Annotated in this window: 18 protein-coding genes; 7 read left to right on the top strand and 11 right to left on the bottom strand. The window is 73.0% G+C overall.

What is annotated here, in order from left to right; genetic code table 11:
* The first annotated feature begins 54 nt into the window (after positions 1–54).
* Positions 55–501, top strand: a complete 447-nt coding sequence (locus ACIP5O_RS07010; RefSeq protein WP_365541405.1) for a DUF2550 domain-containing protein — start codon at positions 55–57, stop codon at positions 499–501.
* Between the two features lie 70 nt (positions 502–571).
* Here the strand turns inward: ACIP5O_RS07010 and ACIP5O_RS07015 are convergent, their stop codons facing one another.
* The 3 genes from ACIP5O_RS07015 to ACIP5O_RS07025 form a co-directional block, all read right to left on the bottom strand.
* A complete protein-coding gene (locus ACIP5O_RS07015; RefSeq protein WP_401289529.1) occupies positions 572–2419 on the bottom strand; it encodes a glycosyl hydrolase family 18 protein in 1848 nt (615 codons plus the stop codon).
* Between the two features lie 118 nt (positions 2420–2537).
* Positions 2538–3191 (bottom strand): response regulator, encoded by a 654-nt coding sequence (locus ACIP5O_RS07020; protein WP_401289532.1) that lies wholly within the window; start codon positions 3189–3191, stop codon positions 2538–2540.
* 67 nt (positions 3192–3258) lie between these two features.
* On the bottom strand, positions 3259–4455 hold the full coding sequence (locus ACIP5O_RS07025) for a sensor histidine kinase (RefSeq protein ID WP_401289535.1): 1197 nt from the start codon (positions 4453–4455) through the stop codon (positions 3259–3261).
* A gap of 152 nt (positions 4456–4607) precedes the next feature.
* Between ACIP5O_RS07025 and ACIP5O_RS07030 the strand changes: the two genes are divergently transcribed.
* Positions 4608–5270: a hypothetical protein gene (locus tag ACIP5O_RS07030; protein WP_401289537.1), complete on the top strand. Its 663-nt coding sequence runs from the start codon at positions 4608–4610 to the stop codon at positions 5268–5270.
* On the opposite strand, the gene ACIP5O_RS07035 is transcribed toward ACIP5O_RS07030, so the two are convergent.
* On the bottom strand, positions 5187–5759 hold the full coding sequence (locus tag ACIP5O_RS07035) for a cob(I)yrinic acid a,c-diamide adenosyltransferase (protein WP_381416994.1): 573 nt from the start codon (positions 5757–5759) through the stop codon (positions 5187–5189). The two genes, ACIP5O_RS07030 and ACIP5O_RS07035, sit on opposite strands and share 84 nt — an antisense overlap.
* Positions 5760–6562: 803 nt before the next feature.
* Between ACIP5O_RS07035 and ACIP5O_RS07040 the strand changes: the two genes are divergently transcribed.
* From ACIP5O_RS07040 to ACIP5O_RS07050, 3 genes are all read left to right on the top strand, one after another.
* Positions 6563–7411: a 3-hydroxyacyl-CoA dehydrogenase family protein gene (locus ACIP5O_RS07040; RefSeq protein ID WP_356542760.1), complete on the top strand. Its 849-nt coding sequence runs from the start codon at positions 6563–6565 to the stop codon at positions 7409–7411.
* A gap of 189 nt (positions 7412–7600) precedes the next feature.
* A complete protein-coding gene (locus ACIP5O_RS07045; RefSeq protein WP_030210572.1) occupies positions 7601–7924 on the top strand; it encodes an STAS domain-containing protein in 324 nt (107 codons plus the stop codon).
* A gap of 219 nt (positions 7925–8143) precedes the next feature.
* The gene (locus ACIP5O_RS07050; protein WP_401289541.1) at positions 8144–10798 is read left to right on the top strand and encodes an ATP-binding protein; all 2655 of its coding nucleotides are present in this window, start codon (positions 8144–8146) and stop codon (positions 10796–10798) included.
* A gap of 120 nt (positions 10799–10918) precedes the next feature.
* Here the strand turns inward: ACIP5O_RS07050 and nucS are convergent, their stop codons facing one another.
* On the bottom strand, positions 10919–11590 hold the full coding sequence (nucS, locus tag ACIP5O_RS07055; protein ID WP_356542764.1) for an endonuclease NucS: 672 nt from the start codon (positions 11588–11590) through the stop codon (positions 10919–10921).
* A 283-nt stretch (positions 11591–11873) separates the two neighbouring features.
* On the opposite strand from nucS, the gene ACIP5O_RS07060 reads away from it, so the two are divergent.
* Positions 11874–12266 (top strand): SCO5389 family protein, encoded by a 393-nt coding sequence (locus ACIP5O_RS07060; RefSeq protein WP_356542766.1) that lies wholly within the window; start codon positions 11874–11876, stop codon positions 12264–12266.
* Between the two features lie 118 nt (positions 12267–12384).
* On the opposite strand, the gene ACIP5O_RS07065 is transcribed toward ACIP5O_RS07060, so the two are convergent.
* Entirely contained in the window at positions 12385–13419 is a 1035-nt protein-coding gene (locus ACIP5O_RS07065; protein WP_401289544.1) for an LLM class flavin-dependent oxidoreductase, read from the bottom strand.
* Positions 13420–13618: 199 nt separating this feature from the next.
* Here ACIP5O_RS07065 and ACIP5O_RS07070 point away from each other — a divergent pair, with 199 nt between their 5' ends.
* Positions 13619–13945 carry an ATP/GTP-binding protein gene (locus ACIP5O_RS07070; protein ID WP_401289547.1) on the top strand — a complete coding sequence of 109 codons (327 nt, stop codon included), beginning with the start codon at positions 13619–13621 and terminating at the stop codon, positions 13943–13945.
* A 15-nt stretch (positions 13946–13960) separates the two neighbouring features.
* Here ACIP5O_RS07070 and ACIP5O_RS07075 read toward each other — a convergent pair whose 3' ends face one another.
* The 5 genes from ACIP5O_RS07075 to ACIP5O_RS07095 form a co-directional block, all read right to left on the bottom strand.
* A complete protein-coding gene (locus ACIP5O_RS07075; protein WP_401289549.1) occupies positions 13961–14797 on the bottom strand; it encodes an ABC transporter permease subunit in 837 nt (278 codons plus the stop codon).
* Positions 14794–15963, bottom strand: a complete 1170-nt coding sequence (locus ACIP5O_RS07080; protein ID WP_401289552.1) for an ABC transporter ATP-binding protein — start codon at positions 15961–15963, stop codon at positions 14794–14796. Before ACIP5O_RS07080 ends, ACIP5O_RS07075 begins: the two co-directional genes overlap by 4 nt.
* Positions 15964–16096: 133 nt before the next feature.
* A complete protein-coding gene (locus ACIP5O_RS07085) occupies positions 16097–16876 on the bottom strand; it encodes an ABC transporter permease (protein WP_356542776.1) in 780 nt (259 codons plus the stop codon).
* A 3-nt stretch (positions 16877–16879) separates the two neighbouring features.
* Positions 16880–17848 (bottom strand): ABC transporter ATP-binding protein, encoded by a 969-nt coding sequence (locus ACIP5O_RS07090; protein WP_401289555.1) that lies wholly within the window; start codon positions 17846–17848, stop codon positions 16880–16882.
* An 89-nt stretch (positions 17849–17937) separates the two neighbouring features.
* Positions 17938–18873: a cellulose-binding protein gene (locus ACIP5O_RS07095; protein ID WP_356542780.1), complete on the bottom strand. Its 936-nt coding sequence runs from the start codon at positions 18871–18873 to the stop codon at positions 17938–17940.
* Positions 18874–18947: the final 74 nt, after the last annotated feature.

Raw genomic sequence — 18947 nt, forward strand, 5'->3', positions numbered from 1 at the left:
ATTCGGTTCGGCCGGCTGGTCCGGCTACGGGACGCAGCGAGGAGGTCGGTGAAGATGTTCCTCGCTCTGCTCGTGTGCGGCCTGGTCGTCGCACTGGTGGTGATCGGGCTCTTCGTCTTCGGCTTGCGCCGGAGACTGATCCAGAAGGCCGGGGGGACGTTCGACTGCTCCCTGCGCTGGAACGTCCCCGACGAGCCGGATCCGGCCGGCAAGGGCTGGGTGTACGGCGTCGCCCGCTACAGCGGTGACGAGATCGCCTGGTTCCGCGTCTTCTCGTACGCGCCCCGCCCGCGCCGGGTCCTGGAGCGCTCCTCCATCGTGGCCCTGGAGCGCCGGATGCCGGCGGGCGAGGAGGAGCTCGCGCTGCTCTCGGACGCGGTGATCCAGCCCTGCATGTACGAGGGCGTCCGCCTGGAGCTCGCGATGAGCGAGGACGCCCGGACGGGCTTCATGGCCTGGCTGGAGGCGGCGCCTCCCGGGCAGAGGGTCAACGTGGCCTAGATCTTTCGAGAGTGACGGAAGCGGGGGACGGCGTGCTGCGCCGTCCCCCGCTTCTTCGTTCCCGTACGGGCTAGCTCAGGCCGCTGTTGATCGCGCCGACCAGCTCGCCGTTGGTGGTGTCACCGCTGAACTCCCAGAAGAAGGCGCCGCCCAGGCCCTGGCTCTTGGCCCAGGACATCTTGGACGTGACCGTGGCCGGGGTGTCGTAGCTCCACCAGTTGGTGCCGCAGTGGGCGTACGCGGTGCCGGCGATCGTGCCGGTGGAGGGGCAGGTGTTCTTGAGGACCTTGTAGTCCTCGATGCCCGCCTCGTACGTGCCGGGGGCCGCGCCGGTCGCCGTGCCGCCGGGGGCGGACTGGGTGACGCCGGTCCAGCCGCGGCCGTAGAAGCCGATGCCGAGCAGCAGCTTGTTGGCCGGGACGCCCTTCGCCTTGAACTTGGCGATGGCCTCGGCGGAGTTGAAGCCCGCCTGCGGGATGCCGGCGTACGAGGTCAGCGGGGAGTGCGGGGCGGTCGGGCCCTTGGCGTCCCAGGCGCCGAAGAAGTCGTACGTCATGACGTTGAGCCAGTCGTAGTACGGGGCGGCGCCGCCGTAGTCGGCGGCGTCGATCTTGCCGCCGGAGGAGGCGTCGGCCGTGACGGCCGCGGTGACCAGGTTGGTGGAGCCGAACTTGGCGCGCACGGCCTGCATCAGGTTCTTGAAGGCCGCCGGGCCGCTGGTGTCACAGGTCAGACCGCAGGCGTTGGGGTACTCCCAGTCCAGGTCGATGCCGTCGAAGACGTCGGCCCAGCGCGGGTCCTCGACCAGGTCGTAGCAGGACTGGGCGAAGGCGGCCGGGTTCTGCGCGGCCTGGCCGAAGCCGCCGGACCAGGTCCAGCCGCCGAAGGACCAGAGGACCTTGATGTGCGGGTAGGCCTTCTTCAGCTTGCGGAGCTGGTTGAAGTTGCCGCGCAGCGGCTGGTCCCAGGTGTCGGCGACGCCGTCGACCGACTGGTCGGCGGTGTAGGCCTTGTCGTAGTCGGCGTAGGAGTCGCCGATGGTGCACTTGCCGCCCTGGACGTTGCCGAAGGCGTAGTTGATGTGCGTGATCTTGGACGCGGAGCCCGAGGTCACGATGTTCTTCACGTGGTAGTTGCGCCCGTAGACGCCCCAGTTGGTGAAGTAGCCCAGCTTGACCGCGTTCGGCGGCGGCGGGACGTCCGGGCCGCCGGTGGTGCGGACCTGGACGGGGCCGCCGGCGGGGCCGGTCTGGTCGGTGGTGTCGCGGGCGACGACCGTGTAGCTGTAGTCGGTGCCGGCGGTCAGACCCGTGTCGGTGTGGGTGAGGCCCGTGGTGGTGGCGACCTTCGTGCCGTTGCGCAGCACGTCGTAGTTCTTGACGCCCTTGTCGTCGGTGGCCGCGGTCCAGGTGAGCTTCACCGAGGTGTCGGTGACGTTCGAGGCGACCGGGGTGCCGGGGGCGGAGGGCGGGTTGTCGCCCGGCTGGGTGGAGCCGTCGCACGGAGCGCCGTTGATCTTGCACCCGCTGGGCGCGCCGGGGCCCGCGCCGTTGTAGCCGAAGGAGACCGAGGCGCCGGGGGCGAGGGTGCCGTTCCAGCCGACGTTCTTGGCGGTCCAGTGGGTGCCGGAGCTGGTGACGGAGGCGTCCCACGCGGAGGTGACCGAGGTGCCGGCGGGGTAGTCCCACTCGACGGTCCAGGAGGTCAGGGTGGTGGTGCCGGTGTTCTTGACCGTCCAGTTGGCGCCGAAACCGGTGCCCCAGTCCTGGGTCTTGGTGTAGGTGGCCGTGGCCGAGGTGGCCGCTTCGGCGGGGGTGGCGAGGCCGACCATGGCGGCCAGCGGCAGCACGAGGGCGGTCAGACCGGCAGCGGCCCGGTGTCTGAACCCTGCTCTGCGCGTCGGTGCTTGAGTGCTCAACGGTGCTCCTCAAGTTGCGGACGGGGTGGGGGTGGTCCGTGAAGATGCGCGCGCCCCGCGAGCGTAGGAAGGTCTGGACCAATCGTCAAGAGGTCCAGACCAACGTCGGTAGGTGCTCCTATACGCCCAACTCCTGTGCGAGCACCGCCGCTTGGACCCGGCTGCGCAGTTTCAGCTTCCCGAGCACCTTGCTGACGTGCGTCTTCACGGTCGCCTCCGCCATGTCGAGCCGTACCGCGATCTCCGCGTTCGACAGGCCCCGGCCGAGCGCCGAGAGGACCTCCCGCTCCCGGGGCGTCAGGGCGTCCAGGACGGCGGGGTCCGTCCCCCGCTCCGCCGCGGTGGGCTTCCCGGACGCGGCGAACTCCGCGATGAGCCGCCGCGTCACCGCCGGGGCGATCAGCCCCTCGCCGCGCGCCACCGTCCGCACCGCCTCGATCAGCTCCCGGGCGTCGGCGTTCTTCAGGAGGAAGCCCGCCGCCCCCGCCCGCAGCGCCCCGAAGACGTACGCGTCCAGGTCGAAGGTGGTCAGGACGAGCACGTCCGCGAGGCCCTCCGCGACCACGATCCCGGTCGCCGTCACCCCGTCCATCCGGGGCATCTGCACGTCCATCAGGACCAGATCGGGGCGCAGTTCGCGCGCCAGCTCCACCGCCCGCTCCCCGTCGGCCGCCTCCCCGACCACCTCGACGTCCGGCGCGCTGCCCAGGATGAGCACCAGGCCCGCCCGTACCGCGCTCTGGTCCTCGGCGACCACCACCCGCACCGTCACGCCCGCCCTCCGTCGCCCGCTACCCGCACCGTCATGCCCGCTTCCCCGTCGACTGCCGTCCGCACCGTCACGCCCGCTCCTCGTCGTTCACGTCCACGGGCAGTTCCGCCCGCACCCGCCACAGTCCGCGTCCCCCGCCGTCCGTCGCCGGGCCCGCCTCGAAGACCCCGCCGAGCAGGGCCGTCCGCTCCCGCATCCCCACCAGGCCCGCCCCCGAGCCGGGCGCGGTCGGCCCCGGACGCTCCCCGTACGGACTGGTCACCTCGACCGCGAGGGCGTCCGGCTCCCGGGCGAGGACCACCCGGACCTCGCCGGGCGCCGCGTGCTTGAGCGCGTTCGTCAGCGACTCCTGCACGATCCGGTACGCCGCCAGCTCCACCGGCGCGGGAAGCCCCCGCTCCTCCTCCCGGGTGTCGTCGAGCACGAAGGACAGACCGTTCGGCCCGCCGTTCGCCCCGGCCCGGGCGAGCAGCGCGTCCAGGCCGGCGAGCGTCGGCGCGGCCGCCGGCTCCGCGTCCTCGCCGCCCTCCCGCAGCAGCCCGATGAGCCGGCGCATCTCCGACAGGCCCGCCACGCTGTTCTCCCGGATGACCGTCAGGGCCCGTCGGGTCGTGCCCGGCTCGTCGAGCGAGAGCGCGGCCGTCGAGTGGATCGCGATGGCGGACAGGTGGTTGGCGACCACGTCGTGCAGCTCCCGCGCCATCCGGGCCCGCTCCGCCACCACCGCCTGCGTGCGGTCCATCTCGGCGAGCAGCGCCGTCTGTTCGGCCCGCAGCCGGGCCGCCTCCGCCACCTCCCGGTGGTTGCGCACGGCGGCGCCCGTCAGGGCGGGCATGAAGGAGATCATGCCCGTGATCACCCCGACGACCAGGGCGATCGCGTTCTGCCACCAGACGAGGAAGCCGACCGTCACGGCGACCGTGACCAGCCCGGTCGAGTACGGGATCCGGCGCGCGGAGGCGGGGTTCCCGTACACGACGGCCGCGTAGACCACGTCCGTGAACATCAGGATCGTGACCAGGTTCCCGTGGGTGAACTGGTCGGCGACGATCGCTGCCGTGGCGACGGTCAGCGCCGTCTGCGGCAGCGTCCGGCGCACCACCTCCGCCCCGGCCGTCGCCGCGAGCGGGACCAGCGGCGCCCACCGCTGGTCGAGGAGGCGGTCGCCCGTCGTGTAGAGGCCGAAGGACCACAGGAGCAGCCCGCAGGCGAGCCCCAGGGAGCCCATGAGCAGGTCGAAGCGGTGCGGGCGGGGGAGCGTCACGCACTCATCCAACACGCCCGTCCCCGCTCCGGCCTCCTCGTCCGGGCCGATCCGCGCCTCCGTCGAACGATGTAGACGGGATTCGTCACCGGCGACGACGAACCGCGCCCGGTCCCACGGGACGCTGAGGGGGAACCGAAAGGGGAACCCTCGTGATCGTCACGCTGATCGTCGTCTGCGAGGTCGGCTTCTGGGTCCTGCTGGCCGCCGGCCTCGCCGTCCGCTACCTGCTGAAGATGCCCCGGACGGGCCTGGCCCTGCTCCTGTGCGAACCGCTCCTGGAGGTCCTGCTCCTCGTCGTCACCGCGATCGACCTGAAGGACGGCGCGGACCCCGACTGGCGGCACGGCCTCGCCGCGCTCTACATCGGCTACACCGTCGGCCACGGCCACCGCACGGTGAAGTGGCTCGACGGCCACGCCGCCCACCGCCTCGGCGGCGCCCCGCCGCCCGTGAAACCCCCGCGGTACGGCATGGCCCGCGCCCGCCACGAGGGCGCGGTCTGGCTCGGCTCGGTGGCCGCCGCCGCCGTCGCCTCGGGTCTGCTGCTCCTGGCGGCCCGGTACGTCGGCGACGACGGGAACACCGAGAGCCTGCGCGGCTGGATCCTCGTCGCCTGGCGAGCGGCCGGCATCCACGGCCTGATCGCGCTCAGCTACGCGATCTGGCCGAAGAAGGCCCCGGAGAAGGACTCCGGGAAGGACCACCCCGGGAAGGACCCCGAGAAGGCCTCAGCGGTCCCCGCCCGGGACCCAAAGGACGTCCCCGACCTCCTTGTTGGCCGTGCGCGCGAGGATGAAGAGCAGGTCCGATAGGCGGTTGAGGTACGTGGCGGTCAGCGGGTTCATCGTCTCGCCGTGCACCTCCAGGGCCGCCCAGGTGGAGCGCTCCGCCCGCCGGACCACCGTGCACGCCTGGTGCAGCAGCGCCGCCCCGGGCGTGCCGCCCGGCAGGATGAAGGAGCGCAGCTTCTCCAGCTCCTCCAGGAAGCGGTCGCAGTCGGCCTCCAGCTTGTCGACGTAGGACTGCTCCACCCGCAGCGGCGGATACTGCGGGTCCTCCACGACGGGGGTGGAGAGGTCCGCGCCGACGTCGAAGAGGTCGTTCTGGACGCGGACCAGGACCTTCACGACCTCCTCGTCGAGCTTCCCGAGGGCGATCGCCGTACCGATCACGGCGTTCGCCTCGTTGGCGTCGGCGTAGGCCGAGATCCGCAGATCCGTCTTGGCGGTCCGGCTCATGTCGCCGAGCGCCGTGGTGCCCTTGTCGCCGGTACGGGTGTAGATGCGCGTCAGATTGACCATGACGCCAGCGTAGCCAGGCGCCCGCGCTCCGGAACGTCCGTGTGCCGACCGTCACGGTCGAGAGCGGCCGGTCGCGTCGAGGCCGACGGTCTTTCCGTCCCGGGCGGAGCGGATCGCGTGCGCCGCCGCGATCGGGCCGAGGGGAGTGCGGGCGGTGACTTCCTCGGTCGGTGCAGGGGAGAGCGGTCCCGGAGCCGCCCGTTCCCGGCGGCGGAGGTGGCGATGCGCGCACCGGATGCCGTCGCCCGTGACGAGAAGCTGTGGCGGAAGCGGATGCCGCCGGTACCGAAGGAGGTGCACCCGGACAGCGTGGGTTTCATGCAGGCGCACCTGAAGATCGGTCCGGGCGACACCGTCGCACCCCGACCGCACTTCTCCGAGGACGGCCCCCGGTCCGGCCTGAGGGACGGAGGGCCCGTCCACCGTGCGCAACGGTGGGCGGGCCCTCGCGCGACCGGTCGGCAAGACGTCCTGCGGGCCGGGGCCGAGAAGCGGCCGGTTCTCGGCCCTTGGCGGAGACAGGCCCGAAGCGCGTGCGCGACCGCACGTGTCGCCCCGAGCCGGGTGGCCGGACGGCTTCGCGTGCGCGTCGCCGGTTCGGCGGGGCGTGCTCCCCTCCCTCCGCGGAATTTTGATCGCCGCCCGCCGCCCGCCGCCCGCCGCCCGCCGCCCGTCGCCTGTCGCGAGTGTGACGTCCGTCAAAGAGGGCGTGACGCGCATTACTTAGCGGTCACATGGCGCCCCCGGACCGCTAATCTCCGCCGGAGAGCCAGAAGTGAACAGGCGTGGAGGGGTGGAACATCGTGGCCAGGAAGCTCGCCGTCATCGGGGCCGGACTCATGGGATCCGGCATCGCACAGGTCTCGGCGCAGGCGGGCTGGGACGTCGTCCTGCGCGACGTCACCGACGCCGCCCTGACCCGCGGCACCGACGGCATCAAGGCGTCGTACGACCGCTTCGTCGCCAAGGGCAAGCTGGACGCCGCCGACGCGGAGGCCGCGCTCGGCCGGATCACCGCCACCACCGAGCTCGAAGCCGTCGCGGACGCCGACGTGATCGTCGAGGCCGTCTTCGAGGACCTCGACGTCAAGCACGAGATCTTCCGCTCGCTCGACAAGGTCGCCAAGGACGGCGCCGTCCTCGCCTCCAACACCTCCGCGATCCCGATCACCAAGATCGCCGCGGTGACCGGGCGCCCCGAGGCCGTCGTCGGCACCCACTTCTTCTCCCCGGTCCCGATGATGCAGCTCTGCGAGCTGGTGCGCGGCTACAAGACCAGCGACGCCACCCTCGCCGCCGCCCGCGCGTTCGCCGAGTCCGTCGGCAAGACCTGCATCGTCGTCAACCGCGACGTCGCCGGCTTCGTCACCACCCGGCTCATCGCCGCCCTCGTCGTCGAGGCCGCCAAGCTCCAGGAGTCGGGCGTCGCCACCGCCGAGGACATCGACATCGCCTGCAAGCTCGGCTTCGGCCACGCCATGGGCCCGCTCGCCACCGCCGACCTGACCGGCATCGACATCCTGGTGAACGCGGCCAACAACATCTACACCGAGTCCCAGGACGAGAAGTTCGCGCCGCCGGAGCTGATGCGCCGGATGGTGGACGCGGGTGACATCGGCCGCAAGAGCGGGCAGGGCTACTACACGTACTGAGCGGACCGGGGCTGTCGGGGCCCCGCCCGCACGGGCACACGGGCCCGCGGAACGGCCACCGGTCCCGGCCCGCCCGTCCCGCCTCACTCCGTGGGGTGAATTTCGGTACCGGATCGCTGACAAGGCGCAACGCTTCTGCCAATGCGGCAGTCAGTTGTTGCGAAGACGGAGCACTCTCGGGGAGCGCATATGCACATCAGGGGCGACCACGTCGAGCTGGTCGTCGGGGGCCGCCTCGACGTCCGCAGCGCGGCGGACGCCCGTACGGTCCTGCACTCGGCCGTCGACGACGGAGTCGGCGACCTGGTGCTCGACCTGACAGGGCTCGACTCCTGGGACGCCACCGGTCTCGGCGTCATCATGGGCGCCCACCGGCGGGCCGGCCGCTGCGGCCGGCGCCTGGTCCTGCGCGGGGTGCCGCCCCAGATGCAGCGCCTCCTCGTCGCCACCCGGCTGCACCGCATCCTCGCCATCGAGGGCGGCCTCGCCCTGGAATCGCTGCCCCGGGTCTGAGACCCGCCCCCCCTGCGGGAGGCCGGAGCGGACCGACGGCGCGCACCGGGCGTCACGCCCGATCCTCACGAGACCATGACGTCTTGGTCTCGGGACCACCCCGACTGTTCCCGGCCGTCCGGCCACGGTCTAGGGTTTCGGCCGTCCGCACATTGGCCGTCCGCACGAGGACGCGACCCACCCGGCGGGCCCGCACACCGCTTCTTGGGGGCTAGGACCATGGACCCGATCAACTCTGGGTCGGAGGAGTACGGTCACGACACCGAGGGCGAGGAGGCCCGTCAGGGCCGCGGCGTGCCCGCACCCGCGGCCGCGCCCGCGCGCGCCCGCGTCGTCCGGCTCGTCTCCGGCGAGCTCCTCCTCACCGTCAACCCCGTCGACGGCAGCGAGATCGAGCCCTGCCCGCCCGGACAGGAGCCGGAGGCCCCCCGCCCCCGCACCCCCGAGGAGCGCGCCGAGGCCGCCCGCGCCCTCGCCCCGCCCGTACCGCCCGGCCCCGCCGCCCCCGTCCTGCCGCTCCTCGAACGCCAGGAGGAGCGCGAGCGGCTCACCGCCGTCCTCGGCCGGGGCCGCTCCGCCCGGCTGCTCGGCGTCCCCGGCTCCGGCCGCACCGCCCTCCTCGACGCGGTCGCCGCCGACTGCGCCGACCTCGCCCCCGACGGCGTCGTCCGCCTCTCCGGCCACCACCGCACCCCCGGCGAACTCCTCCACGAACTCTTCGCCGCCGTCCGGTACGCCCCCGGCCACCGTCCCGACCGGCCCGAACTCCTCGCACGGCTCCGCGACGCCGGCGCCGTGGTCGTCGTCGACGACCTGGAGTTCGGCGGCGCCGCCCTCGACGAACTCCTCGCCGCCGCCCCCGAGTGCGCCTTCCTGCTCGCCGTGACCCCCGACACCCCCGCCCCCTCGGCCGGCACCCACCTGGAGGAGGTCCTCCTCGCCGGCCTCGGCCGCGGCCCCGCCCTCGAACTCCTGGAGAGCGCCGTCGGCCGCACCCTCACCGACGAGGAGGCGAACTGGGCCGGCGACCTGTGGTTCGAGTCCGAGGGCCTGCCCCTCCGCTTCGTCCAGGCCGGCGCCCTGCTCCGCCAGCGCGACCGACTGCGCGTCACCCCCGCCGAGTTCGACGCCTTCGGCGCCCTCGAAGAGGCCTTCGGACCCACCGACCCCGCGGCGGCGGCGAAGGCCGCGGCCGCCGCCTTCGACGGCGTCGACGACCCCGACGTCGAACTGCGCGAGATACCCCTGCCCACCCTCGGCGAGGGCGCCGCCCCCGCGGGCCTCCTCGCCTCCCGGCTCAGCCGCTCCGCCCAGACCGCCCTGCGCTTCGCCGTCGCCCTCGGCGGCGAACTCCCGCACCAGGCCCACCTGCCGGCCCTGGTCGGCGACACCCACGCCGACGCCGCCCTCGGCGAACTCATGGCCTGCGGCCTGCTCTCCCCGGCCGGCCCCCGCTACCGGCTCGCCGCCGGGGTCCTCACCCAGCTCCTCGCCCAGGGGTACGAGCACGAGGCCGCCGACCGCGCCCACACCGCCGCCCAGCACTACGCCTGGTGGGCCGCCCACCCCTCCGTCACCCCCGAGCGGGCCGCCGCCGAGGCCGACGCCCTGCTCGCCGCCCTCACCGCGCTCCTCACCGGCAACGGGAACGGGAACGGGAACGCCAACGGCACCGAGCCCGAGGCCGAGCGCCGGGCCACCGCCGTCCTCCTCGCCCGCGCCGCCGCCCCCGCCTTCGCCGCCGGACTCCACTGGGGCGCCTGGGAGCGGGCCCTGCGCGCCGGACAGGAGGCCGCCCGGCTGACCGGGGACGTCGCGGAGGAGGCCTACTTCCACCACGAGCTCGGCGTCCTCGCGATCTGCGCGGGCAACCTGGAGCGGGCCCGCGCCGAACTGGAGGCCTCCATCGGCATGCGCGGGGTGCTCGCCGACAAGCGCGGCACCGTCGCCGGCCGCCGGGCGCTCGCCCTCGTCGCCGACCTCTCCGGAGACCACGCCGTCCCGGCCCCGCCCCGCGCCGAGGAGCCGGTCTCCCCGCCGCGCGGCACCCCGGCCGCCCGCCCCGCCGCCCTCCCGGCCCCGGAGCCGGTCACGGCCCCGCTGCCCGGCGGACCCGTGCGGAGCCCGGCCTCCTCCTTCCCCGACTTCCCCGGCTTCGCCGACAAGGGCCCGGCGCCCGCCACGCGCCCCGTCCCCGTCCCCGTCCGGGGGGACGGCCGCCCCGGCCTCGGAACCGGCATCCTCCACGGCGCCCGCCGCAACCTCGTCGCCGTCGGCGCGGGCGCCCTCCTCGTCGCCGTCCTCGGCACCGTCGTGACCCTCGGCGCCACCTCCGGCAACGCCGAGGACCCGACCCCGCAGCGCGTCACCTCCGACAGCACCCCGACCCAGGGCGTCCCCGACGAGGAGACCGACGCCGACGGGACGCCCGAGGACGCCGCACCGGGGGAGACGGCCGCGCCCACCGGCTCCGGCACCCCGGGCCCCTCCGGCTCCGGCGGCGCCCCGCCGTCCTCCTCCACGAGCCCCGGCACCACCAGCGGCCCGCCCTCCTCCTCGCCCTCGGACGACCCGTCGTCCACGACGGACCCGACGGGGACGACACGGCCCGCGACGCCGCCGACGGGACCGACCACGCCGGACCCGACGACGACGTCCCCGAAGCCGACCACCTCGCCGACGAAGACGACGAAGCCGCCGACGAAGCCCCCGGTCGACCCCCCGACGACTCCGGCGACCCCGCCGACCACCGAACCGGACCCGGAGCCGAGCACCTCCACGTCCCAGGAGGGCAGCCCCAGCAACTCCGCCTCCGCCTCCCTCGGCGGCCCGCCCGCCCCCGCGGGCTCCACCGCCACGGAGACCCCCGCCTGACCCCGTACCGGCACACGGGAAAGGGGCCGGCCCCGGGCGCGTCCACCGCACCCGGGGCCGGCCCCTTCCGCCGTACCGCCGCTCCTGGGGCCTGTCCGGCGGACCAGGGTCGGACAGGCCCTAGAACAGCCGCAGCTTGTCGTCCTCGATGCCGCGCAGGGCGTCGTAGTCCAGGACCACGCAGCCGATGCCGCGGTCCGTCGCGAGCACCCGCGCCTGCGGCTTGATCTCCTGCGCCGCGAAGACGCCCTTCACCGGCGCCAGGTGCGGATCGCGGTTGAGCAGCTCCAAGTAGCGGGTGAGCTGCTCGACGCCGTCGATCTCGCCGCGCCGCTTGATCTCCACCGCGACCGTCGCGCCGTCCGAGTCCCGGCACAGGATGTCCACGGGGCCGATCGCGGTCGGGTACTCGCGGCGGATCAGGGAGTAGCCCGCGCCGAGGGTCTCGATGCGGTCGGCGAGCAGCTCCTGGAGGTGCGCCTCCACTCCGTCCTTGATGAGGCCCGGGTCCACGCCCAGCTCGTGCGAGGAGTCGTGGAGGATCTCCTCCATCGTGATGATCAGTTTCTCGCCCGCTTTGTTGATCACGGTCCAGACGCCGGCCTCGGTGTCCACGCCCTCCTTCAGCGTGCACGGAGGGGACATCCAGTTGAGCGGTTTGTACGCCCGGTCGTCCGCGTGGATGGAGACGCTGCCGTCTGCCTTGACCAGGATCAGACGGGGCGCGGAGGGCAGGTGGGCGGTGAGCCGGCCCGCGTAGTCGACGGAACAGCGGGCAATGACGAGACGCATGGTCGGCAACGCTACAAGACGGGCGCTCCTCCGCGCGATTCGGGCGGAGGCCGGGTGGTGGTCGGTCGGCGGCCGGGTGATGACCGGACCCCGGACAGGGATCTTCATGAGCCGAACACCCGTCGGTTATCAGCCGGTTGTGTTCCCCATCTTCTGGTGCGGCCAGGACTGCGCGCTTACCGTGGAAGCTGGAGGTCGTCGTCCGTGCACGCTGCGTGGCGCACGGCCCGGCCTTCGGCCCTGCCCGCAAGACCCCGCCCGCGGGGTCGCGAGAGGAGAACCCATGTCGCTCGACGTCTCACCGGCCCTGTTGGAACAGGCCGAGCGAGGCGAGGTCGACGAAGCCGACTTCGTCGACTGCGTCCGGACCTCCCTGCCCTACGCATGGGAGATGATCAGCTCTCTGGTGGCCCAGCTGAAGGTCGACGGCGGAGAGTTCGCCGACAACCAGACGCCGCCGCCGAACGAGCAGGCACGCGGTCAGCTGCTGCGCGCGCTCGCGAGCGACGCCATTCGTGGCGCCCTGCAGCGGCACTTCGGCGTGCGTCTCGCCTTCCAGAACTGCCACCGGGTGGCGGTCTTCCCGCTGGACCCGGCGGTGGACGAGAGGCTCGCCCGCTTCACCTCCATCAGGGGACAGCTCCTGAACCAGTCCCCGGAACTGCGCGACTGCTGAGACACGGTGCTGCCGCTCCCCGTCGCGGGAGAAGGGGGCCGGTGCGGGTCGACGCGCACCGGCGCGAAGGGATGCCGGAGCGGCAGCACGGTCACCGGAAGAACAGAACCGCACCGCCTCACACCACGAGCGGCAGGACCTCCGCGCCCAGGCGCCGGACGTTCTCCTCGGTCGCCGCGAGGTCGCCCGAGCCCTCCGCGAGCAGGGCGAAGCGCGTGATGCCCGTGCGCTCCGCCGTCGCCGCCAGCCGGTCCGCCGCGAGCCGGGGCGTGCCCACCGGGTGCAGCCCGCACAGCAGCTCCGTGTACGCCACGGGGTCCCGCATCGACCGGTGCCGGCCGTCCACCGTCACGTGCGCGTCGAGCCCCTGCCTCAGCCAGCCGGGCATCGCCTTCACCAGCGCCTCGACCGCGTCCTCGCGCCGGTCCGCCAGCTGGGCCACGCCCGCCGACACGTGGTGGGAGCCGATCCGGGCCGTCTCGTCCGGGCCCCGCCCGGACTCCCGCGACCAGCGCGTCCAGGCCGCGACCATCTCGGCCTTGTCCTCGTCGCCGCAGTGCATCCCGAGCAGCATCGGCAGGCCGCGCTCGGCCGCCAGCCGCACGCTCTTCGGCGAGGTGCACGCCACCACCACCTCCGGGGCCGGCTCCCCGCCGATCAGCTCGTCCGGCCGGGGCACCACCGGCACCTCCCGGAAGGAGAACCGTTCCCCCTCGGCGCCGACGCGCGGCTCGGTCAGCCAGCGGAGCAGCAGGTCGAGCGAGGCGGGGAACCCCTTCTCGTACGCCTCCAGACCCGCGCCGAACACCTCCAGGTCGACCCACGGCCCGCCCCGGCCCACCCCGAGGGTGAACCTGCCGCCCGAGGTGAGGTGCAGCAGCGCCGCCTGCTCGCCCAGGGCGACCGGGTGCACGGTCGGCAGCACGCTCACCGCCGTGCCGACCCGCAGCCGCCGGGTGCGGCCGAGGAGCAGCGCCGCCAGCGTCACGGCCGAGGGACACACCCCGTACGGCACGAAGTGGTGCTCGGCGAGCCAGACGGAGTCGAGCCCCGCCTCCTCGGCGACCTCGGCGGTCCGCACCGCCCGGTGCAGCACCTCACCCTGCCCCTGGCCCGGGAACTGGGCGGCCAGAACGAACGTACCCACGCGCATCGCCTTGTGCCTCCTTGCGGCCGACGCGAATCTCCCCCTCGCACTGGCACCAACGCCTGACACGTGCCAAAGGCAACGGCCGTTCATGAAGTTCTTGCGATTTTCGACCGGCCCCCGGCCCACCGGGCCCGGGGCACCGCGTGGCGGCCCGTAGGCTGGAGGGAACCGTCCGTGTTCCCCGATCCCGTGAGGTGTGCCCGTGTCCCCGCGTCACAACCGCGCCCGAGACCGCGAGAAGCCCGCGCCGCAGGACGACCACGGCGACCGGTACGGCGGGGCGCAGGGCACCGAGAGCTGGCAGGGCGAGGAGTGGTACGTCCGCCTCGTCGCCGGGGCCAGCGCGCCCGGCAAGCGCTACCGCTGCCCGGGCTGCGACCAGGAGATCCCGCCCGGCGCCCCGCACGTGGTCGCCTGGCCGGAGTACGGGGGAGTGGACGACCGGCGCCACTGGCACAAGGCCTGCTGGAACGCGAAGGACCGCCGCACCAGCCGGGTGCAGCGGTCCCGCAACGCGCCGAGGTACTGAGGAGCACCGGACCGGCTACACGTCCCGGCTGTTCAGCAGGGCGTAGGCACCGGCCAGCGCCACCGCCGCCGTGCCGCCCATGATCAGCAGCGGCTCCCAGCCCGCCGGACCGTCCTCGCCGAACGGCGGCCGCGAGCTGTAGAGCGCGATCATCTGCGACGGGATCGCGTACGTGAACAGCCACTCCTGCACCGACTTCAGCGCCTCGGAGAACATGAACAGGGCCGCCACCAGCGGCAGGAGCAGCAGACCGATCATCACCGTGATCGCGCCCGCCGAGTGCCGGATGACCGTGCCGATCGCCAGCGACAGCAGACCGAGCGCGGCCAGGTAGGCGCCCGCGCCGACCGTCGCGCGCAGCCACTCGCTGCCCGTCGGCTCCGCCCCGTCCACCATGGCGACCTGCATCAGGGCGACCAGCGTCGCCACCACCGTGGTGACCGTGAAGACCAGCGCGAAGAAGACGATCGCCTTCGCCGTCAGGACCCGGGCCCGGCTCGGGCACGCCGTCAGCGTCGTGCGGATCATGCCCGTGCCGTACTCCGAGGCGATCGTGAGCACCCCGAGCGTGATCACGCAGATCGACGCCGGCAGCATCCCGAAGAAGCCGAAGGCGAGTGCCGACTCCTCGCCCGTCGACGCCTCGGCGGTCGAGGCGATGGCCGCCACGCCCAGGCCGATGGCCAGCATCAGCAGGACCATGACGCCGAGCGTCCACACCGTGGAGCGCACCGAGCGGATCTTCGTCCACTCGGAGGCGAGGGCGTCCCCGAGGTGCGCCCGGCGGACCGGGATGGGGGAGACGTAGGCGTGCGGCGCCGGGGCGTACTGCGGATGGGCGGGGGCGGTCATCGGGCGTCCTTGGGGGTGTCGCTCGGCCGGGGGGCGCCCGGCGGCTGGGCCGGAGGGGCGTACGGATGCGGCGCGGGCGCGTGGCCGGGTGCGCCGGGTGCCTGCGGTGCCGTGGCGTACGGGTTCTGCCCGGGCGGCGGCGGGGCGTACCAGCCCTGCTGCGGCACGTCCTGGACCACCGGCTGCGGCGGCACCCCGTACCCCGCCTGCCCGGGCTGGAGCGGCGGCCGGAGGTGGGCGAGCCGGTCGTCGGTGGAGCGGTAGTCCACGGCGCCCTGCGTCAGGCGCATGTACGCCTCCTCCAGGGACGCCTGGTGCGGGGACAGCTCCCAGAGCCGTACGTCCGCGTCGTGCGCCAGGTCGCTGATCCTCGGCAGCGGCAGGCCCGTCACCCGCAGCGCCCCGTCCGGCTCGGAGAGGACCTGGCCGCCGGCCTCCGTCAGGGCCGCCGTCAGCTTCTCCCGCTGCGCCGGCTCGGTCCCCGGCGTCCGCACCCGGGCGAAGTCGGCGGAGTTGGCCGAGATGAAGTCCTTGACGCTCATGTCCGCGAGCAGCTGCCCCCGGCCGATCACGATCAGGTGGTCGGCCGTCAGCGCCATCTCGCTCATGAGGTGACTGGAGACGAAGACCGTCCGGCCCTCCGCGGCCAGCTTCTTCATGAGGTTGCGCACCCAGAGGATGCCCTCGGGGTCCAGACCGTTGACCGGCTCGTCGAAGAGCAGCACCTGCGGGTCGCCGAGGAGCGCCGCCGCGATGCCGAGCCGCTGGCCCATGCCGAGCGAGAAGCCCTTCGAGCGCCGCTTGGCCACGTCCTGGAGGCCGACCACGCCGAGGACCTCGTCGACCCGCTGCGCCGGGATGCCGGCGAGCTGGGCGAGGGACAGCAGGTGGCTGCGCGCGCTCCGACCGCCGTGCACGGCCTTGGCGTCGAGGAGCGCGCCCACCTGCCGGGGCGCGTTCGGCAGCTGCCGGAAGGGGTGGCCGCCGATCGTCACGTGGCCCGCGGAGGGCCGGTCGAGCCCGAGGATCATCCGCATCGTCGTCGACTTGCCGGAGCCGTTGGGCCCCAGGAAGCCGGTGACCACGCCGGGCCTCACCCGGAAGGAAAGGTCGTACACGGCCGTCTTGGCGCCGTAGCGCTTCGTCAGGCCGACTGCCTCGATCATTCTGCAGCCCCATCGACAGGTCGGTCGCATCCGTGCCGGGGCGCGACGTCCGTCGGCCGGAGCCCCCCGTATGAGCTAGGAGCTTATCCAGCCGTTGACGGTTCCGGCGAAAACCGGGGGAGCGGACCCGGGGTCAGGCGTCCCGCTTCCGCAGCACCAGGTAGCCGCCGAGGAGCGCCGCGGCCACCCAGAGCAGCATGATCCCGAGCCCGCCCCACGGACCGTACGGAGCCTTGTCCGAGTCCATGGCGCCCGGCACGACCTGCATGATCTTCGATCCGGCCTGGTCCGGGAAGTAGCGGGCCACCTCCTTGGCCTTCGGCACCGCCGCGAGGATGTTCGAGACGAGGAAGAAGAAGGGCATCAGGATGCCGAGCGAGAGCATCGACGAGCGCAGCATCGCCGTCACCCCCATGGAGAAGACCGCGATCAGGCCCATGTAGATCCCGCCGCCGACCACCGCCCGCAGCACGTTCTCCGCGCCGATCGTGGTCCCGTGGTCGCCGAGCAGCGCCTGCCCCAGGAAGAAGGTGAGGAAGCTCGTCACCAGCCCCACCAGGAGCGCGAGCACGCCCGCCACCGCGATCTTCGAGAAGAGGAACGTCCCCCGCCGCGGCACGGCCGCCAGCGAGGTGCGGATCATGCCGGAGGAGTACTCGGTCCCCACCACCAGGACGCCGAAGACCACCATCGCCAGCTGCCCCAGGGCGGTCCCGGAGAAGCTGACCAGGGTCGGGTCGAAGGTGAGGCGCTCGGCCTCGCCCAGGTCGTCGAACTGCGACGCCAGGACCGCGGACAGGGCCGCGCCCATCGCCACCGTGACGAGCAGCGCGCTCGCCAGCGTCCAGACGGTCGACGACACCGTCCGGATCTTGGTCCACTCGGACCGGAGGACCGCGGACGCCACTGCCATCGTTCAGTCTCCCTCGGAGGTCGCGCCCCAGCGGGGGCCGGGCGCCGCCGCGCCGCCGTGTACGTCGGTGCCGTGCGCGTGGTACTCCACCGCGCCCGCCGTCATCTGCATGAACGCCTCTTCGAGCGAGGCGCGCTGGGAGCTCAGCTCGTGCAGGACGAGCCCGTTCTCCGCCGCCAGCTCGCCCAGCTTCTCGGTCGTCGCCCCGTCCACCTCCAGGGCGCCGCCGTCCGCCTCGACCACGACGAATCCGTTGGCGTGCAGCACGTCCCGCAGCCGTTCCTGCTGCGGTGAACGCAAGCGTGCATAACTCCGGGAATTCTGCTGGATGAAATCCGCCATCGACGTGTCGGCCAGCAGTTTTCCCTGTCCGATCACGATCAGGTGATCGGCCGTCAGCGCCATTTCACTCATCAGATGGCTGGAAACGAAGATCGTCCGGCCTTCGGCCGCCAACGCCTTCATGAGATTGCGGATCCAGTGAATTCCCTCGGGGTCCAGACCATTGACGGGTTCGTCGAACATCAGGATCTCGGGATCACCGAGGAGCGCCGAGGCGATGCCGAGCCGCTGCCCCATGCCGAGGGAGAAACCCTTCGACTTCTTCCGCGCGACCGGCGTCAGTCCCACCAGGGCGAGCACCTCGTCCACCCGGCTCGGCGGGATGCGGTTCGACTGCGCCAGGCACAGCAGGTTGTTGTACGCCGAGCGGCCGCCGTGCATCGCCTTGGCGTCGAGCAGCGCCCCGATGTGCTTCAGGGGTTCGTGCAGCTCCCGGTAGTGCCTCCCGTCGATCCGGACCGTCCCGCTCGTCGGGTTGTCCAGATCCAGCATCATCCGCATCGTCGTCGACTTGCCCGCCCCGTTCGGCCCGAGGAAGCCGGTCACCACACCGGGCCGCACCTGGAAGGAGAGGTGGTCGACCGCGGTCTTCGTCCCGTAGCGCTTGGTCAGGCCCTCCAGCTCGATCATGCGTACAACCTACGGGCGCGCGAAACCCCCCGCCACCGGAATGACGGAGGGTTTCGCGAGACGTGACCGGGCCGTCGCCCGGACGGTCGTTACCGCGTCTGCTGGGCCGGGACGCCGGTCTGGCGCTCGTCGTCGATCGGGGAGCCGGCCGCCGCCACCGCGGCACCGGTCAGCGTCGCCAGCATCTCGCGGACGTTGGTCAGCTGCGCGTTGATCGAGTCCCGGCGGTTCGTCAGGGCCGCGAGCTCGCGCTCCGATTCGCTGCGGATGCGGTCGGCCTTGGCGTTCGCGTCGGCCACGATGTCCTCGGCCTGGCGCTGCGCGGTCTCCACCGTCTGGCGGGCCCGGCGCTCCGCGTCCGTACGCAGCTTCTCGGCCTCCAGGCGGAGCTGCTCGGCCCGGTGCTCGATCTCCGCCAGGCGCTTCTCGGCCTTCGCCTGACGGGAGGCCAGGTCCCGCTCCGACTGCTCGCGGCGCTTCGCCAGGTTGGTCTCGAAGTCCGCGGCGGCCTGGGCGGCCTTGGCACGGGTCTCCTCGAAGAGGGCGTCCGCCTCCTCACGCTTCGACTGCGCGTCCTTCTGCGCCTCGGCACGCAGCGAGTTGGCCTCGCCCTGCGCCTTCTCGACGATCCGGACGCCCTCGTCCTCGGCCTTGGCCTTGCGGTCCACCGCGAACGACTCCGCGTCGTTGCGCACCTGCTGGGCGGCCGACTCGGCCAGCTCGCGGTGCTGCTCGGCGGCGCGACGGGCCTCCTCGCGCAGGTCCTTCGCCTCCTCCTCGGCGAGCCGGAGGATCTTCTCGACCCGGGCGCCGAGCCCCGCGTACGACGGCTCGGCGTCGGTGACCTGTGCCTGGGCGTTCTGCGTTTCGAGGTGGAGCTCCTCGATGCGCTTCTCCAGAGAGGTGATGCGCGAAAGAGCACTGTCGCGGTCGGCCACGAGCTTGGTAATGCGGTCGTCCACCTGACCGCGGTCGTAACCGCGCCGCACGAGCTCGAAGCCGAAGGGGGAGGAAGTGTCGCTCATGGGGTTCCTGTCGAATGAGACCGGTGAGGTGTTAGAGGGAATCCTAGGGGCCGAAGCGGCGTGTCATCGAGCGT

It is taken from the genome of Streptomyces sp. NPDC088915, from assembly GCF_044749825.1.
Lineage (GTDB): Bacteria > Actinomycetota > Actinomycetes > Streptomycetales > Streptomycetaceae > Streptomyces.

What these genes read in the sequence shown, in the direction of transcription:
- ACIP5O_RS07010 (WP_365541405.1), top strand. Translation starts at nt 55, where the DNA reads ATGTTCCTCGCTCTGCTCGTGTGCGGCCTGGTCGTCGCACTGGTGGTG.
- ACIP5O_RS07060 (WP_356542766.1), top strand. Translation starts at nt 11,874, where the DNA reads ATGTCGCTCGACGTCTCACCGGCCCTGTTGGAACAGGCCGAGCGAGGC.
- ACIP5O_RS07090 (WP_401289555.1), bottom strand. Translation starts at nt 17,848, where the DNA reads ATGATCGAGCTGGAGGGCCTGACCAAGCGCTACGGGACGAAGACCGCG.
- ACIP5O_RS07095 (WP_356542780.1), bottom strand. Translation starts at nt 18,873, where the DNA reads ATGAGCGACACTTCCTCCCCCTTCGGCTTCGAGCTCGTGCGGCGCGGT.
- ACIP5O_RS07035 (WP_381416994.1), bottom strand. Translation starts at nt 5,759, where the DNA reads ATGGTCAATCTGACGCGCATCTACACCCGTACCGGCGACAAGGGCACC.
- ACIP5O_RS07080 (WP_401289552.1), bottom strand. Translation starts at nt 15,963, where the DNA reads ATGATCGAGGCAGTCGGCCTGACGAAGCGCTACGGCGCCAAGACGGCC.
- ACIP5O_RS07075 (WP_401289549.1), bottom strand. Translation starts at nt 14,797, where the DNA reads ATGACCGCCCCCGCCCATCCGCAGTACGCCCCGGCGCCGCACGCCTAC.
- ACIP5O_RS07045 (WP_030210572.1), top strand. Translation starts at nt 7,601, where the DNA reads ATGCACATCAGGGGCGACCACGTCGAGCTGGTCGTCGGGGGCCGCCTC.
- ACIP5O_RS07050 (WP_401289541.1), top strand. Translation starts at nt 8,144, where the DNA reads ATGGACCCGATCAACTCTGGGTCGGAGGAGTACGGTCACGACACCGAG.
- nucS (WP_356542764.1), bottom strand. Translation starts at nt 11,590, where the DNA reads ATGCGTCTCGTCATTGCCCGCTGTTCCGTCGACTACGCGGGCCGGCTC.
- ACIP5O_RS07085 (WP_356542776.1), bottom strand. Translation starts at nt 16,876, where the DNA reads ATGGCAGTGGCGTCCGCGGTCCTCCGGTCCGAGTGGACCAAGATCCGG.
- ACIP5O_RS07065 (WP_401289544.1), bottom strand. Translation starts at nt 13,419, where the DNA reads ATGCGCGTGGGTACGTTCGTTCTGGCCGCCCAGTTCCCGGGCCAGGGG.